This window comes from Paraburkholderia acidipaludis NBRC 101816 (assembly GCF_000684975.1).
Taxonomy (GTDB): Bacteria; Pseudomonadota; Gammaproteobacteria; order Burkholderiales; family Burkholderiaceae; genus Paraburkholderia; species Paraburkholderia acidipaludis.
The window spans coordinates 1-16,544 of record NZ_BAXZ01000007.1; the positions used below are offsets into that span (position 1 = coordinate 1).

Annotated in this window: 14 protein-coding genes; 11 read left to right on the forward strand and 3 right to left on the reverse strand. The window is 63.1% G+C overall.

Annotation, left to right across the window (positions count from 1 at the left end; all coding sequences use genetic code 11):
• The first annotated feature begins 535 nt into the window (after positions 1-535).
• The gene (locus BAC01S_RS34560; RefSeq protein WP_156954379.1) at positions 536-1,609 is read left to right on the forward strand and encodes a hypothetical protein; all 1,074 of its coding nucleotides are present in this window, start codon (positions 536-538) and stop codon (positions 1,607-1,609) included.
• A gap of 296 nt (positions 1,610-1,905) precedes the next feature.
• On the opposite strand, the gene BAC01S_RS10430 is transcribed toward BAC01S_RS34560, so the two are convergent.
• Both BAC01S_RS10430 and BAC01S_RS10435 read right to left on the reverse strand, forming a co-directional pair.
• Entirely contained in the window at positions 1,906-3,243 is a 1,338-nt protein-coding gene (locus tag BAC01S_RS10430) for a type II toxin-antitoxin system HipA family toxin (RefSeq protein WP_027794712.1), read from the reverse strand.
• 3 nt (positions 3,244-3,246) lie between these two features.
• Entirely contained in the window at positions 3,247-3,504 is a 258-nt protein-coding gene (locus tag BAC01S_RS10435; RefSeq protein ID WP_027794713.1) for a helix-turn-helix domain-containing protein, read from the reverse strand.
• A 517-nt stretch (positions 3,505-4,021) separates the two neighbouring features.
• Between BAC01S_RS10435 and BAC01S_RS10440 the strand changes: the two genes are divergently transcribed.
• From BAC01S_RS10440 to ampC, 4 genes are all read left to right on the forward strand, one after another.
• Complete coding sequence (locus BAC01S_RS10440; protein WP_027794714.1) at positions 4,022-5,179, forward strand: porin; 1,158 nt, start codon at positions 4,022-4,024, stop codon at positions 5,177-5,179.
• Positions 5,180-5,330: 151 nt separating this feature from the next.
• Complete coding sequence (gene lepB, locus BAC01S_RS10445; protein ID WP_027794715.1) at positions 5,331-6,017, forward strand: signal peptidase I; 687 nt, start codon at positions 5,331-5,333, stop codon at positions 6,015-6,017.
• Between the two features lie 28 nt (positions 6,018-6,045).
• Positions 6,046-6,654, forward strand: a complete 609-nt coding sequence (locus BAC01S_RS10450; RefSeq protein ID WP_043201869.1) for a histidine phosphatase family protein — start codon at positions 6,046-6,048, stop codon at positions 6,652-6,654.
• A gap of 19 nt (positions 6,655-6,673) precedes the next feature.
• Positions 6,674-7,846, forward strand: coding sequence for a class C beta-lactamase (ampC, locus tag BAC01S_RS10455; RefSeq protein ID WP_027794717.1), 1,173 nt, complete (start codon positions 6,674-6,676; stop codon positions 7,844-7,846).
• A 39-nt stretch (positions 7,847-7,885) separates the two neighbouring features.
• Here the strand turns inward: ampC and BAC01S_RS10460 are convergent, their stop codons facing one another.
• Entirely contained in the window at positions 7,886-9,556 is a 1,671-nt protein-coding gene (locus BAC01S_RS10460) for an extracellular solute-binding protein (protein ID WP_027794718.1), read from the reverse strand.
• 191 nt (positions 9,557-9,747) lie between these two features.
• Here BAC01S_RS10460 and BAC01S_RS10465 point away from each other — a divergent pair, with 191 nt between their 5' ends.
• From BAC01S_RS10465 to BAC01S_RS30925, 6 genes are all read left to right on the forward strand, one after another.
• A complete protein-coding gene (locus BAC01S_RS10465) occupies positions 9,748-10,767 on the forward strand; it encodes a sugar ABC transporter substrate-binding protein (RefSeq protein WP_027794719.1) in 1,020 nt (339 codons plus the stop codon).
• Between the two features lie 60 nt (positions 10,768-10,827).
• Positions 10,828-11,601 (forward strand): TIM barrel protein, encoded by a 774-nt coding sequence (locus tag BAC01S_RS10470; RefSeq protein WP_043201873.1) that lies wholly within the window; start codon positions 10,828-10,830, stop codon positions 11,599-11,601.
• A gap of 84 nt (positions 11,602-11,685) precedes the next feature.
• Entirely contained in the window at positions 11,686-12,693 is a 1,008-nt protein-coding gene (gene iolG / locus BAC01S_RS10475) for an inositol 2-dehydrogenase (RefSeq protein WP_027794721.1), read from the forward strand.
• 116 nt (positions 12,694-12,809) lie between these two features.
• On the forward strand, positions 12,810-13,259 hold the full coding sequence (locus tag BAC01S_RS10480; RefSeq protein ID WP_027794722.1) for a MarR family winged helix-turn-helix transcriptional regulator: 450 nt from the start codon (positions 12,810-12,812) through the stop codon (positions 13,257-13,259).
• On the forward strand, positions 13,256-14,779 hold the full coding sequence (locus BAC01S_RS10485; RefSeq protein WP_027794723.1) for an MDR family MFS transporter: 1,524 nt from the start codon (positions 13,256-13,258) through the stop codon (positions 14,777-14,779). The genes BAC01S_RS10480 and BAC01S_RS10485 overlap by 4 nt, the downstream gene beginning before the upstream one ends.
• A gap of 174 nt (positions 14,780-14,953) precedes the next feature.
• Positions 14,954-16,498, forward strand: a complete 1,545-nt coding sequence (locus BAC01S_RS30925) for a sensor domain-containing diguanylate cyclase (protein ID WP_084168479.1) — start codon at positions 14,954-14,956, stop codon at positions 16,496-16,498.
• Positions 16,499-16,544: the final 46 nt, after the last annotated feature.

The window sequence follows — 16,544 nt, forward strand, 5'->3', positions numbered from 1 at the left end:
TTCAACAAGCAGTCGTTCGATCGCCGGAAGCCAGCGTTGAGTCAAGCGACTGCCGTCCAGTGCGAACGTTCGTTTGCAAGATTTCGAATGCGGTCGCCCCGGACACGGCGTCGTTACGTTCCGTCGATCGTACGCGAGATACCTGCCGGGCTGTATTTTGCGATCTTTTCGTCCGCTCTGGTGCGCGGACCATTCGCAAATCTGACGAGTAGTACCTAACATCCCCTGCTCTCACACAACTTCGGGGTCATTTCGGGATCTGGAAAACTCAGATACCATACACGTCGGAACTGCGCCTGTTGTTATTAAAAATGCATCAACCGAGCAAGCTAGAATGTCATTTCATGCAAGCTCCTTCAGACTGTCCGCTCCACATGACCACTCACGCTTAACCGCACAACCAAATAAAGAATCCATGATTTTCCGTCAACCATTTAAGTGCAATACGTGCGACACACACTATATCGCCCGCATTCAAATTGGCTACGCTGACAGGCAAGAGCATATAATAAACTGCGATAAATGCAATGAGCCAATGACGTTGCGACTGAACCTCGATCAAAAGAATGCAGGAGTAGAATTTGGTGCGTGCGAAAACATTTCTTTTATCGATGAGCAAGACGGAAAGCCGATTTACATGTCCTCCGATTTCGCTGCGGACGGGAGCAAAATAAATAATCCATTTTATTTTGGCTCCCTGGAATTCATGAGGGATGCGGCCGCTGCACATGTGCGTAGAGCTGGCGAGTCGATATCCCCACAATTTCCGTCAGTCGTGCCGATGGCAATCGCCCCAGTCTGGGATCGCCTAAAGAAAATTTGGCGCCTTGACAGTGTAAAAAGATATGATATTTCCGCCCCTCTGAAGAGCGAGTTTGCGCGACTCTACGATATTCCGGATTCGAATCTCGACGACCTTCTTTACTGGTTCATAAGAACGATTTTTGATAACAAAAGCACACTTATACCTGAAGCAAAATTAGCAATAGAGAAAAAAGAAGAGGAATTCAAACGGTTTCTGCATTATTATTCCTGCGATCTAAAAGAGCATCATTGGCGGAGCTATTTTGACATATTCTCTCAATTTTTTGACGCATTTGATCAATTCTCACAGGTCATCATCTACACCCGAAATGGGATCAGACTCCCCAAGGATGCCAAAGTAACATCAACAAATTTCGATAAAACCAAGAAATTCTATGCGAGCGCATACGAATTTTATGCTGGCGCAATTGAAATGTTGACCGAGATAAACAATATACTATCGGGTCGAGCCTTCGACAAACTGAGTGCAATCGATCTCAAGTCTTTTGTAAAAACCGACAAGGCCCAGCGCCGAAATAGCCTAGCGACAAATACAGCCTTCACCGATGCCTCAAAAGAATTTGATCATCAAATAAGAAATGCATCGTTTCACAATTGGTTCTATCTTCTCGGCGATAACACAACGATAGAATATCGATCTGGCGGTACCGGCGAAGCTCATCAATTGCCATATATTGAATATGTTCTGAAATGCACGAGACTATTTCATCAGATCTGCGAATTACTGATTCTAGAACTGTTCTTGGGTCATTTGAGGAGAGAGTGGGCCTTGGTCACTCGATGAACTGCCTACGTTTCCTAGCAGGCTGTTGAAAGTTCATTTTTTGGAAACGCCGCCGATGGCGGCGAACGCTATCAGCTTCTCCTCGCATTAAGGCGCTTGAAGCCGCCGTGCTCCCCTCAGCTTGGATGACCGAAACGGTCGACAAGTTGCGATGTCTCTTGGATCTCCAGAGCAGCCGTAACCGCTGCGTCGACCCAGAAAACGGCTCAGGGTCGAACCCAGCCCTACCCCAGAAATCCGCGAAGAACCGTTCTTTTACCCAGTCGCCCACCAAAGCAAGCGCGTCCCCCGCCCCTTCAGACAGCAGTCTCAAGCCGCTCCGCCGACCACTTCACCCCGTCGAACAACCGCGCCGCAACACGCTCTGGGAAACCCGCGGGCAGCGCCGCAGCCACCTGCTCGATCACCGCGGGGGTACGCTCGACGAAGCGAGCCACGAGCGCCTCCGCACCACCCGCGTAGTGGCAAAGCTGCGCGGTGGCATCGAAATGGGCGCGCTTCACGTCGCGCATGCGGTAGTGGCGCCCCTTGCCCCACACGGCCATCGCAAGCGTCGCCTTATGCCACGACCACGGGTTGCCGCCGTCGCCTTCCACCGGCCAGATCGACATCACGTCGTAAAGCGGCGCCAGTTGAAAACGGCCGCCCGGCAGCAGGCGAATGCTGAAGTTCTTCGCATGGCCGTCGGGCGCCGCGAGCAGCCAGAAAGCGATCTGCGCGCCGAGCAATGTCTCGAGGTCTTCCTCTGCGCGCTGTGACTGCCGCAGGATGCCGGCGATTTCGCGCACGCCTGGGCCGCCCTGCGATTCGTACTTGCGATGCGGCGGCACGCCCAGCGCCTGGCAAAAGTCCTCCTGGGGCAGGCGCAGCAACGCGCCGCGCTGCGACCAGGCCCGGTCGAAACGCTCCACGCACAACACCTTCTGCGAGCCGAAGGTTTCGATGCGCGCACCGGCAACGGGTAGCCCGTACGCTTTCAGCACGGCGAGGCAGAGCCACTCGTTTTCGATGGAGGTCTGGAAGTCCACCTTGCGGTGGCCGATCAAGCCGAGCGGCAGCTTGAGGATGTGCGTGGTGGGTGTGGCGCCGCGCGGCAAATACCACTGGCCGTCGTGATGCAACAGCGCCGTCTTTTCCTGCGCGCCCGCGAGCGAAATGCGCAGCTCGCTGCCCATTTCGTCCCCCGCGCCCTCGCCCGGCAGCGCGCCAGCGGTTTCGAGCAGCAACCGCTCGATCGCGGCTTCGGAGAGCGGCGTACCGTCGATCGACTCGACGTCCTCGGGCTCCTCGTTCTCGCCCAGCAATTGCACAGCGCCCACGCAATCGCGTCCGACCGCCTTCAGCAGATCGAACGCCTCGACCGTTTCGGTGCTGAAACGGGCCGCGATGCGCCGGCGGATCTGCGGACTGTCCGGCAGCAGGTTGTCGAAGTAGTTATGAACGCGCTCGCCGCGCAGCGGCCGTTCGCCAACGCCGAACGGCAACGAGAGCGAGAGTGGCCGCCCCATGGCCGAAAGCTTCCACGCCGAGTCGTAGTGCAGTTCCATATCGCCGCCGGGCAGCGCGGCCCAGACGCCGACCCGCTCACCGTTGGCCCATACGGAGAGCGCGCGCGAATGCGATTTGCGGCCCATCGCTCACCACTCCGGCTGGCCAGCGGCGCTGGACGCCGCGGTATCGCGCGACTGCACGCACAGTTCAAGGCCGTAAAGCGCGAAAAGCGCCATCATCTGGTCGAACGAGAGGCTGGCCGTGCCCGTGGTCTCGAGCGCGGAAAGCCGCGGCTGACCAATGCCGATACGCGCGGCTGCTTGCGCCTGGGTCATCCCCCTGGCCTTTCTGGCCGACTGCAGAATCTCGCCAAGTGCAGCCGGCGTATGGACGATGACCTTCATGGGATATTCCTGTCACGCATAAAACCATTTTATGCCTGTCGGCGATAATTTAGCAATATCAGCCACAAGCATAAAGCAGAAATATCACCCACACGGATAAGTGCAGTGTGGCGCTGCGGCCCCGTCTCCTGTCAATCAGGGAGCCTTTCGGCGACGGAAAAACGCCATTTCACGCTGCAATGCACAATTCTCGGCATTAGTCGAGTGCCCGAAAACAACTGTTTTTTTGGCGCCACGTCACGGCCAATTTCAACGCGATTTTTATTTTCACCATCCTATGATGGTCTCGTCGTATTGCGCTGCTCTGGACACGACCTGTCCGCGCGGCTGTTTCGCAATAAGTGCCGCCCAAAAGCGGCCAGGCTTGCGGCACCAGCAATAATCACAAGACATTAACTTTCATTATTGAAGGTTATATAAAAATCTTTCGACTTTATTACACCCTTCTTTATTGCAGTCAATAGATAGGCGAATTAGCCATTAGCGCCAATCAATAGTCGTACTCGGAGAAAAAAGCATGAAAAAAAGTCTTGTCGCCCTCGCGCTCGGTAGCGTCTTTGCCATTTCCGCACATGCCCAAAGCAGCGTCACGCTCTACGGCCTGATCGACACGGGCCTCGTTTATACGAACAACCAGGGCGGCCACAGCAACTGGCAACTGAACAGCAGTTCGACGCAGAACACGGTGTTCGGCCTGAAGGGCACGGAAGACCTCGGCGGCGGCCTGCATGCGGTCTTCAAACTGGAACAGGGTTTCGTGCTCAATAACGGCGCCGAAGCGTTCTCCGGCGACATCTTCGGCTCGCAAGCCTGGGTCGGACTGCAAAGCGACCAGTACGGCACGCTCACGTTCGGCCGCCAGTTCGACGTGATGAACGACCTCGTCGGCCCGCTCACGGCGGAATCGAACACCTGGGGCGGCAACATGGCCGCCCATCCGTTCGAGAACGACAACCTCGCCGCCGACTCGGTCGTCATCAACAATTCGGTCAAGTACACGAGCCCGACCTGGCACGGCATCACGGGCGAGACGATGTACTCGTTCAGCAACAGCAGCGAATTCGCGAACAACCGCTCGTATGGCTTCGCGCTTGCCTACACGCAAGGCCCGCTCAACCTCGCAGCCGGCTACCTGCAGATGAACAATGCCGGCAGCGGCAGCGGCGCCGTCACCACGAGCGACACCAGCGCGAACTTCCTCGCGGAGCGTCAGCGCGTCTGGTCGCTCGGCGGCAACTACACGTTCGGCCCGGCCACGGTCGGCCTTGTCTGGAGCCATACGCAGCTCGACAACATCGGCGGCGTGTACTCGTTCGGCACGGGCACGTACCTCGGCTCGAACGACGCTTCGGCCGGCTCGCTCACCGGCTCGCTGCGACTCGACAACTACGAGGTGAACGTCAAGTACGCGCTGACGCAGGCCTTGACCGTTTCGGGCGCCTACACGTACACGCACGGCGCGTACAACGGCTCGGCGCCGGGCTGGAACACGGCGATGCTGCAGACGGATTACGCGGTCAGCAAGCGCACGGACTTCTACCTCGAAGGCGTGTACCAGAACGTGCACGGCGCGCCGGCCGACTCGGTGCTCTCGCACGCGATGATCAACACGCTCTCGCCGTCGGCGACCGATACGCAGGTAGCCGTTACCGTGGGCATGCGCCACGCTTTCTAAACGGCTGCGCCACCCGAACGGCACCTCGCTTTCGCCCGGCAACGGGCGGCGCGAGGTGCCGTTTTTATTTCTCTTTGCCGCGGCCGCGCAAACGCGCCGCCTTGGGGTTATAGTCTGCCATTCCGCCTCGCGGCGCATGACGACTGACCGAATGAAGATGATCACCCGGCTCTGGAAAGAGAACAAAGGCCTTATCGCATTCCTGCTGCTCATGACGGTCTTCCGCAGCGCCGTTGCGGACTGGAACGTCGTGCCGAGCGGCTCGATGCTGCCCACCATCCGCATCGGCGACCGCATTCTCGTCGACAAGCTGGCCTACGACGTGCGCGTGCCGCTCACGCACATCCGCATTGCGCACCTGGCCGACCCGCAGCGCGGCGACATCGTGACCATCGATTCGTCCTCCGCGCACGAGCTGCTCGTCAAGCGCGTGATCGGCGTGCCCGGCGACCGCATTGCCCTGCGCGACAACGTGCTTTACGTGAACGGCGTACGCGCGACCTATCAGCCCGAAGGCATGAATCTGCTCGCGAGCGACACGAACGAACCTGGCGATTATTTCGCGGAACGCTTCGACGGCGTGACGCACACCGTGCGCTTCTCGCCCTATGCGCCCAGCCCGCGCAGTTCGTTCGGCCCCGTCGTCGTGCCGCCGGGCCAGTACCTGATGCTCGGCGACAACCGCGACGACAGCGCGGACTCGCGCTACTTCGGCTTCTTCCCGCGCAACGAGATCATGGGCCGCGCGCGCCGCGTGGCCTTCTCGCTCGACCCCGACCATTTCTACGCGCCGCGTTTGAGCCGCTTCGGATCGCTGCTCGATACGCCGCCGGCCTGAGCGGGGTTCCGCTTTCCGGAGATGCCTCATGTCATCGATCCCCGCAAACGCGCCCGGCGCGCTGCATGAAGTCTGGCTGATCCGCCACGGCGAGACCGAATGGAGCCGTTCGGGTCAGCATACGGGCCGCACCGATATTCCGCTCACGGAGCACGGCCGCGATCAGGCCCGCGCGCTGGCGCCGCGGCTGGCCGCGCAGACCTTCGATGCGGTCTGGTCGAGCCCGAAAACGCGGGCCGTCGAAACGTGCGAACTGGCGGGCCTGGGTGCCGGGCGCGTCACCGTGCCGGAGCTGCACGAATGGGACTACGGCATCTACGAAGGGCGCACCACGCACGACATCCGCGCGAGCGCGCCGGACTGGAGCGTGTGGCGCTCGCCGGTCCCGGAAGGCGAAAACCTCGCGCAGGTACAGGCGCGGGCCGAAGCGGTGGTGGCGCGCCTGCTCGCGTCGAGCGGGCGCGTGGCGATCTTCTCGCACGCGCATTTTCTGCGCGCGCTGGCAGGCTGCTGGATCGGCGACACCGCCCTCGGCGCGCACTTCTATCTCGACACGGCCTCCATCAGCATTCTCGGCTTCGATCACGAGTCCCACGCGATACGGCGCTGGAACGTGCTGCCCGGGGCCTCCCTCTGAACGGCACCCTCGAACACGGATGAGACTGGAAACGAAACGCCTTCTTCTCGCCTCGGTCTGCTTCGCCTTTTGCGCGAACGCCACGGCCGCCCATGCGGCGGACGACCAGCAGGCCCAGATCAAACAGGCCGTGGATACGGCAATCGAGCCGCTGATGGCGAAGGACGACGTGCCCGGCATGGCCGTTGGCGTCACCGTGGCCGGCCGGTCCTGGGTGTTCAACTACGGCGTGGCGTCGAAAGAGACCCGCCGGCCTGTCACGCGCAATACGCTGTTCGAACTTGGTTCGGTCTCCAAAACGTTGACGGCCACGCTCGCCTCGTATGCCGCCGTGAACGGCGAACTTTCGCTCGCCGCGCCCACCGGCAAATATGTGCCTGCGCTGCAGTCGAGCCCGTTCGGCAAGATAAGCCTGCTCGAACTGGGCACGCACACGCCAGGCGGTCTGCCCTTGCAGGTCCCCGACGACGTCACCGACGAAGCGAAGCTGATGCAGTATTTCCGCGCGTGGAAACCGCTCTACGCGCCGGGCACCTATCGCACGTACACGAACATGGGTATCGGCATGCTCGGTTTCATCACGGCAAAGCGCATGGGTCAAGACTTCGGCGCTGCGATGACGCAGCGCCTCCTGCCGGCCCTTGGCCTCTCCAGTTCGTATCTCGACGTGCCGCCCGCCAGGATGGCCGATTACGCTCAGGGCTACACGAAGCAGAACCAGCCCGTTCGCATGAAACCCGGCGTCCTTGGCGAGGAAGCGTATGGCATCCGCTCGAATGCCGCCGACATGACCCGCTTTATCGAAGCCAACATGGGAGAAGTGCGGCTGGCCCCGAAGCTGCAGCAGGCGGTCACGGCAACGCATACGGGCTACTTCCGCTCGGGCCCGCTCACGCAGGATCTGATCTGGGAGCAGTACGCCTCGCCCGTCGATTTGAAGACGCTGCAGGCCGGCAACTCGTCTTCGATGATCCTCGACGCGACGCCGGCCACGCGCATCACGCCGCCCGAACCGCCGCGCGACGACGTGTGGATCAACAAGACCGGCTCGACCAACGGCTTCGCGACCTATATCGCGTTCATTCCGCAGCGGCATCTGGGTATTGTTCTGCTCGCCAACAAGAACTACCCGATCGAAGATCGCGTGGCGGCCGCGTATGCGATTCTTTCGGCGCTCGATACGCAGAAGTGACGCGGAGCGGACCTCCTGTTCGGGGCCCCCGATTGCGGATCATGAGCGCCGGCCCCGCCTGATAGCGGCAGGCCTGCGCGCCCGCGCCAAAGCGCCCTGAAGCTTGCCGAGCCCCTTACTGACGTCCTGCGCGCCGTCGAACAATAGCGACTCGAGATGATCGCTCAGCGTCTGGGTCAGGCGGTGATAGCCCGCGACGGCCGGAAACGGAAACGCGCTGATCTGCCGTTGCTTCGCAAGCTGATCCATGACGGCGATGACACGATTGCGTTGCAGTACGTAGCGGTCTTCGGCGACCGAATGGCGAGCGCTGCCCGCCGCCCCATGAAGCACGAAGTATTTCATTAGTTCCGGCGAGGTCAGCGTCTCGATCGCCCGCCACGCCCATTGCGCCGCTTCATCGCCGTTACCCGACGGTATCGCCAGCAGCGCGCCGCCGAGCGGCGAGATCGGCGTCATGCCCCGCTCGAACGTGGGATGCAACTGCAGCCCGATGCGACCGCCCTTCTGCAGCAGCGCATGACTGTCCAGCATTCCGTAACGATTCGACCAGTGATAGCACATCGCCGATTTCCCCGAGCCGAAAATCTGGGCATTGCGCGTCCAGTGCGCGCTGCGCAACTGGGTGGATGACCAGGGAAGCAGCGCACGCAGATACTCGATCACTTGCCTGCCGCGTTCGGTATCGACCTGCAAGACCCCGTCGTCGAACGTCACGCCGCCCTGCGCGCCCAGCATCTGCAGGAACGATTCGGCGAGCGGCAGGCCCGGCGCCGCGTTCCAGGTAATGCCGGCGCGATCCTGCCTCGGCCGGTGCAAGCGGGAAGCGCAGCGGATCACCTCGTCGAAACTGGAGGGAGGCTCGAGCCCCTCGGCCTCGAACAGATCCTGCCGATACCACAGGAAGTCCACCGTCGGCTGCACGGGAATGGCGTAGAGTTCTTTGCCGTGCCAGCCGGCCTGCCACGCCGCATCATAGAAGTCCGCTCCGGAAAAATTGCTGGCTGCCTGCAAGGCCTGCAGTTCGAGCAAATGCCCGTCTTCGGCCAGTTCCGCCAGCCACGGGAACGGAATCGCCACCAGCACCGGCGCCGCGGCGCCCGCATGCGATGCCTCCGTGAGCGCCCTGTCGAGCGCATGCCGGTAGGTGTCCTGAGGCCAGGTCAATATCCGCAATCGATGGCCCACGAAGCGCTCGATATCGGCACGGTTGCGCTTGAGAATGTCGAAGACGGGGTCTTCGTAGGCCACGAGCGTCAACTCGATCGCGCCGTTGAAGCCGTCCGGCGCCGGCCGCGGCCATGCAATGCCCGGCGCCCCCGCGAATCCTTCGGCCCGAAAGCGATCGAAGGCGTCGCTGTCGCTCGCTCCCACGATCAGCTTGACCGTCTGTTCGGTGATCCGGTCCACGCGCTCAAGCAACGACGCGGAAGGGCGCACGACAGCGCGGCTGCCCGAACCGGACACCGAACGGAACTCCAGCAGACCGCCGGCCTTCAGCGCGAACACCACCCGGCGCGCACTCGTGCGCGGCAACCCCGAGAGGTCGGCAAGCGCCGTGATGGTTGTGGGCCGGTCGTTCAGATGATTCTGCAGGAGCGCGCCAAGAACCGGCCAGATCGCCTGTGCGTCGTCGCCGAGTTCGGCGCGCAAGATGTCGGCCAGCCTGTCGATGACGGCGATGGCCGCGAGACGGTCGCGTGCGTGCATGAGTCTCCCGCGAGAAACGGCGCAGAAAAACCGTAGCGCCGCGTTACCATGAATGACATAAGCCCATGATACGACAGCAAATAACCAAAATGGGCATTTCTCCCGCAGGCGCGCCGGCCGCCCCGTCATAGGATGCAAAACATACGCCACCCGCACAAAGGGGCGTCGACAAGATCAACCAGGAGACAAGCATGAAGAGAGCAGCACGCCTGATCGCGGCACTGGCCATGGCGGCGTTCAGCCTGAGCGCCGGAGCGGAGGGCGCGAGATTCGCCGTGATATCGCATGCGCCCGACGCCGATCCGTTCTGGAACGTCGTCAAGAACGGCATCGCCGATGCGTCGACGGACTTCGGCGTCACGGTCGACTATCGCAATCCGCCGAACGGCGATCTCGCCGACATGGTGCATCTGCTGGAGCAGGCCGCCGCCCGCAACTACGACGGCGTGGCGACAACGATCGCGGACTACGATGTCGTGAGCGGCCCGGTCAAGACCATTATTTCAAAGGGCATTCCGGTGATCACCTTCAACTCCGGGACCGCCAGGCAGAATGCGGAACTCGGCGCCCTGCTGCACGTTGGCCAGCCGGAGTACGAAGCGGGCAAGGAAGCGGGAGAGCGCGCAAAGGCCGCGGGCGTCAAAAGCTTCCTCTGCGTGAACAACAACGTGACCAACCCCGAATCGTTCGAGCGCTGCCGCGGCTTCGCCGAAGCGATCGGCGCCGACTTCAAGGCCTCGACGCTCGACAGCGGCAACGATCCGAACGAAGTGCAGAACAAGGTCTTTGCCGCCTTGCACAAGCGTCCGGACACGCAGGCCGTGCTCGCACTCGGCCCGACTTCGGCCGTGCCCGCCCTTCGCGCCGTCAGCAAGCTCGGATTGACGTCCAGGATCTACTTCGCGACGTTCGACCTCACGCCGGAAATCGACAAGGGCATTCAGGCGGGCACAGTGAAGTTCGCGATCGATCAGCAGCCCTATCTTCAGGGTTACATTCCGGTCGCGCTGCTCGCCATCATGAAACAGACCCATACGCACGATATCGGCAAGGCCATCGCGGCACTGCAGGCCAATCCGCAGTTCCAGCAACGCGTTCGCACTTACGGCCTCGCGCCGCGCTTCTCGGCCAATGGCATCGACACGGGGCCCGGCTTCGTGACGCGCAGCAACGTCGCGCTCGTCGAGAAATACGCAGGCCAGTACCGCTGATATCGATCTGCGCCCCCAGCACGTCTGATTTTTCTGCTCCTTTCCCATAGAGGACTTGCCATGTTTCAACTTGCGGTATGCGCGGAAATGGTCTTTCGCCAGCTTCCGTTCATCGAGCGCGTCAAGCGCATCACCAATCTTGGATTTCACGTGGAAATCTGGGACTGGACGAAGCACGATATCGCCGAACTCGCGGCTAGCGGCGCCTCGTTTTCCTCGATGACGGGTTATATCGAAGGAGACCTGATCACCGAAAGCGGCACCCAGGCGCTCCTGCAAACCGCCGAACAATCCATCGAAATTGCAAAGCGGCTGCACTGCCCCCGCCTGAATCTGCACGGCACGGGACTCGACGGTAACGGCATGCCGGTCCGTCCCACGCCTGTCGTAACGGGCGCGATGTGGCTGGCCGCGCAACGCACGCTCGCGCAGGTGGCGGAACTCGGGCAACGCGCCGGTGTGGTCTTTTGCCTCGAAAACCTCAACACGGAGCTGGATCACCCCGGCGTGCCCTTCGCGCGGGCCGCGGATACGCTCGCGCTCGTGAAAGCAGTGAATAGCCCGCATTTGCGCCTCAATCTCGATCTGTACCACGCGCAGATTGGCGAGGGCAATCTGATCGAGCTGGTCCGCCGGGCGCTGCCGTGGATAGGCGAAATTCAGGTTGCCGATGTTCCGGGACGCTGCCAGCCCGGCACCGGAGAGATCCGCTACCCGGCCATCGCCCGCGCCCTGGCGCAAGCCGGCTATCGCGGCACGATCGGCCTCGAAGCATGGGCGAGCGGCGACGACGAAGCGGCGTTGCAGCAGTTCCGCGAGGCATTCGCCGTCTAGCTCGCGGCAAGCGCCGCGTGGTGTGCATCCGATATTTCCACTCCCAACACATCGCAGTACGAATCAATTACGGAAGACGCTCAAATGCTCAATATTGCCCTGCTAGGCGCCGGCCGGATCGGCCAGGTCCACGCCCGATCGATCCGTGCCAATCCGGACTGCAAGCTCGCCGCCGTTGCGGACGTGGCAACGGACGCCGCCGCGAAACTCGCTGCCCAGCACGGCGCCGATGTGCGCTCCGTCAGCGAGATTCTCGCCGACCCCGCGATCGACGCCGTGCTGATCGCCACCTCCACCGACACGCACGCCGACCTGATCGAACGCGCCACGCAAGCCGGCAAAGCCGTGCTCTGCGAAAAGCCGGTGGACCTGACACTGGAACGCGCGCTGAAATGCCAGGCAAGGGTCAACGAAGCGGGCAAACCCGTCATGATCGGCTTCAACCGCCGCTTCGACCCGAACTTCGCCGCCCTCAAGGCGGCCTTCGACGCCGGCGACATCGGCCGGGCCGAGTTGCTGTCCATCACCTCGTTCGACCCCGCTCCGCCCCCCGTTTCCTATATCAAGGTATCGGGCGGGCTGTTCCGTGACATGACGATCCACGACTTCGACATCGCCTGCTGGATCATGGGCGGCGCGCCCGCGAAGGTCACGGCGGCAGGCTCTTCGATCGTCGATCCCGAGATCGGCAGGGCCGGCGATGTCGATACGGCCGTCGTGACGCTCACCTGGCACGACGGCCGCATCGCCGTCATCAAGAACTCCCGGCGCGCCGGCTATGGCTACGATCAGCGCGTCGAGCTGCTCGGCTCCGGCGGTCTGCTGGCCGCGAAGAACGAACTGGAGAATACGGTCGAAAGCATCACGAGCGCAGGCACGCGCTCGGCGAAGCCTGTCTACTTCTTCCTCGAACGCTACATGCGCGCCTACGAGGCGGAGTGGTGCGCTTTCGTCGAGGCCGTCAAGACCGGAACCCGCGTGCCCGTAGGCATCACCGATGGCGTTGCCGCCCTCGCCTGCGCGGAAGCGGCAACGCGCGCGGCGCAAACCGGCGAGACGGTGGCGATCACGCCGGACATGCTGGGAGCCTGATCGACCAGGAAACCGGCGGCTCGATGCTCGGTGCGAGACCCGTTGCGCCGGGCTGGCACGTCGAATAAGATAGGTAGCCTATCGATCCAGATTCGCCGATGCGCGCCGCCGGTCCCATGACTCAGCCTGCACCACCCGCCAACCTCACTTCCGCCCTGGAAATCGCCGAGGCACTGCGCCCCGTGCTGCATCGCCTGCTGCGCGAGCTGCGGCGCGAAAGCCAGCACCCCGACGTCTCGCCGCTCCAGGCGCTGCTGCTCGCCTCCATCGTCAAGCATCCCGGCATCGGCGTGACCGATCTCGCCGCGCTCGAAAACGTGCGTGGCCCGACCATCAGCGGGCACATCAAGGCCATGGAGAGCGCGGGACTCGTCGGACGCGAGGCGAACGATCCCGACGACCGCAGGCGCGTCGGCCTCGTCGCCACGAAGAAGGGGCGCGACGCGATCAAGGCGATCAAGCGCAATCGCACGGACTGGCTGGCGCACCAGCTCGCGGCGCTCTCGCCGGCTGATCGCCGGGCCATTCGGGAGGCTATCGAACCGCTTGGCCGGATCGTGGCATGAACGCGGACAGTGAACGCACGCAAGCCGCGCGAGCGACGTTCGCCGCCGGCGATGCGCCCACGCGGCGCGAAATCCGCGCCGTGCTGACCGGATTGATGATCGTGATGGGCCTCGGCGCGCTCGACCAGAGCATCGTCGCCACGGCGTTGCCGCGCATCATCGCGGAGTTCGGCGGCGTCACGCATCTGTCGTGGGTCGTTTCGGCCTACGTGCTCGCCTCGACGGCCACCATGCCGCTCTATGGCAAGCTAAGCGACCAGTACGGGCGCAAGCCCGTGCTCTACGCGGCCATCCTGCTCTTTCTGTTCGGCTCCGCGCTGAGCGGCCTGTCGCGCAGCCTGCCCCAACTGATCGCTTTTCGCGCGGTACAGGGTCTCGGCGCGGGCGGCCTGTTGCCGCTCACGCAGACCATTGTCGGCGACCTGGTGCCGCCCGCGAAGCGCGGACGCCGCCAGGGCTCGATCAGCGCGGTCTATGCCGTCTGCAGCGTCGTGGGGCCGCTTGCGGGCGGCATCATCACCGACCTGCTTTCGTGGCACTGGATCTTCTACGCGAACCTGCCGATCGGCGCCGTCGCCCTCTACGTGATCGACCGCGCGCTGCGCCATTCGCCGCCGCTGCGCACGCGCCGCATCGACTATGTGGGCGCCGTTCTGCTCACCGCGGCCACCACGGCCCTCCTGCTCGTGCTCGCGCTCGGCGGCTCCGAGTGGGCGTGGGGCTCGGCCCAGGTGGCGCTCTGCGCATCCCTGGCCGCGGCGCTCGGCCTCGCCTTCGCGCTGCACACGCGGCGCACGCCCGAACCCGTCCTGCCGCCGGAACTCTTTGCCGACCGCCTCTTCGTGATCGCCTGCACCGTCCTCGCGTTCACGTTCATGGGCCTGCTGGGCTCGAGCGTCTTCTTCCCGCTCTACTTCCAGACAGTGGAAGGCGTCAGCCCCTCGCATTCGGGCTTTCTCACCGGGCCGCTGATGATGGGCGTGGTGGTATCGTCGGTCTTCAACGGACGCGTGCTGCTGCGCCGCGGGCGCTACAAGCCCGCCCAGATTGCGGGCCTCGCACTCGCGGTCGCCGCCTTCGGCGTGCTCGCATGGAGCGTAGGCAGCGCCCAGCCGCTGGCCGTGGTCGAGCCGTGCATCGTCGCGGTGGGGCTCGGGCTCGGACTCGTGATGCCCAATATGACGATTGCCGTGCAAAACGCCTTGCCGGCCAGCCACCGTGGGGTGGGCACGGCCACCCTCGCCTTCTTCCGCTCGCTGGGCGGCCTGATCGGCGTCACGGGCGCCGGGGCGATCCTCGCGGCAAAGCTGCGTCACTCGGCGGCGCCGCAGCTCGTGCACGTTTCGGCGCATGCGGCCAGCGTCGGCCACGAGGTCGCGACGGCCATCTACCGCCACGCCATTGCCGGCATTTTCGCCATGGGTGCGTGCATCATCGCCGTTGCGCTCGTGCTCGTCCTGTTTCTGCCCGAGCTGCCGTTGCGCGCGCACCACCAGCCAGATGAACCGCTCAAGTCCTGAGAGCGGCCGGCCGTTATCCATTGCGGGGTTTTGCCTGCCGTCACGGCATTGCCGGCCGCAGCGACGCCGCGCAAGCGTAATTTTCCATGCTCACGGGAAGCGCAAGGTGTGCCAGGATGCGGGTATTCGCGCGCGGCGCATGCCGCCGCCGTCCTCCCCTTACATCCAACCGACATGCAACAAGGCACCCAGGCCACGGCCGCCAGTTTCGCCACGACGGGGGTCGATCTGCTCGCGCTGTTCGACGTCACGCCCACCTCGCTGTGGCTCGAAGACTATAGCCAGCTGCGCGCGCTATTCGATCGCTGGCGCGCGGCCGGCGTCACGGACATCCGCCGCCACCTCGAAGAAGAGCCGCGCCGCGTGGCCGAATGCTCGGCATGCATCCGCGTGCTGAAGGTCAACCAGCACACGCTGCGCATGTATGGCGCGCGCGACTACGACGAACTCGCCGCGCACCTGGGCTCCGTGCTGCGCGACGACATGTTCCAGGCGCACGTCGGCGAACTCGAGCAGATGTGGGCCGGAAAACCGACGTTCGAGAGCCAGAGCGTGAACTACGCGCTCGACGGCCGCCGCATGGACATCCTGCTGCGCGGCGTGATCCTGCCGGGTCACGAGGAGGACTGGAGCCGCGTGCTCGTGGCCATCGAAGACGTCTCCGCGGTCGAAGAAGCCCGCCATCGCGCGATGGCGAACCAGTTGTACGCGCAGGGCATCTTCGAACACGCGCCTGTTTCGCTCTGGGTCGAGAATTTCTCGGCGATCCATCAGTTGCTGGAAGACGTGCGCATGCAGGGCATTGTCGACTTCCGCACCTTCACCGACGTTCACCCCGAATTCGTCGAACGCTGCATGAGCGAGATTCAGGTGCTGGACATCAACCACTACACGCTCGGCATGTTCCGCGCGCCCGACAAGGCGACGCTGCTCTCCCGCCTGCCCGACGTCTTCCGCGACGAAATGCGCCCGCACTTTCGCGAGCAACTGTTCGACCTCTGGGAGGGGCGCCTTTTCCACCAGCGCGAAGTGCTCAACTATGCGCTCGACGGCAGCGAACTGCATGTGCATCTGCAGTTCTCGGTTTTTCCGGGGCACGAGGAGCAATGGGACCTGGTGCTGCTCGCGCTCACCGACATCACGGCGCGCAAGAAAGCGGAAGCCTACCTCGAATTCCTCGGCAAGCACGACGTTCTGACGAAACTGAAGAATCGCTCGTTCTACGTGGACGAACTGAACCGCCTCCAGCGCAAGGGGCCGTTCCCGGTGAGCGCGATCGTGCTCGACATGGACAACCTGAAGCTCGTCAACGACCAGCTCGGGCATGCCGCCGGCGATGCGCTGCTGCGCCGCGCGGGCGAAGTGCTGGCGAAGGCGATCCAGAAGCCGTATCAGGCGGCACGCATCGGCGGAGACGAATTCGCAGTGCTAATGCCCGGCGCCGACGAGCGCGATGTGGAAATCGTGGCGGAAAGCATAGGAAAGCTCGTGGAACTGAACAATCAGTTCTACGGCGGCCCCGCGCTCAGCTTTTCGCTGGGCTGCTCGACCTGTGACGAAGGCGAAAGCATCGAAGCCATGCTGCGCGTGGCGGATGCGGCGATGTACGACGCCAAGCGGCGGCGCAACGAGCCGGTTCGTGACGACGATGGGGAAAGGAGCGGGAGTGCAGCGGGTAGCGCCGCGCGCGCGCAGACGACGTTTGAACCGCCGGCTTGAGCCGTCACGGCGCGAGCGCCCGCAGACGCTTAGGCCTCGCGCCAAC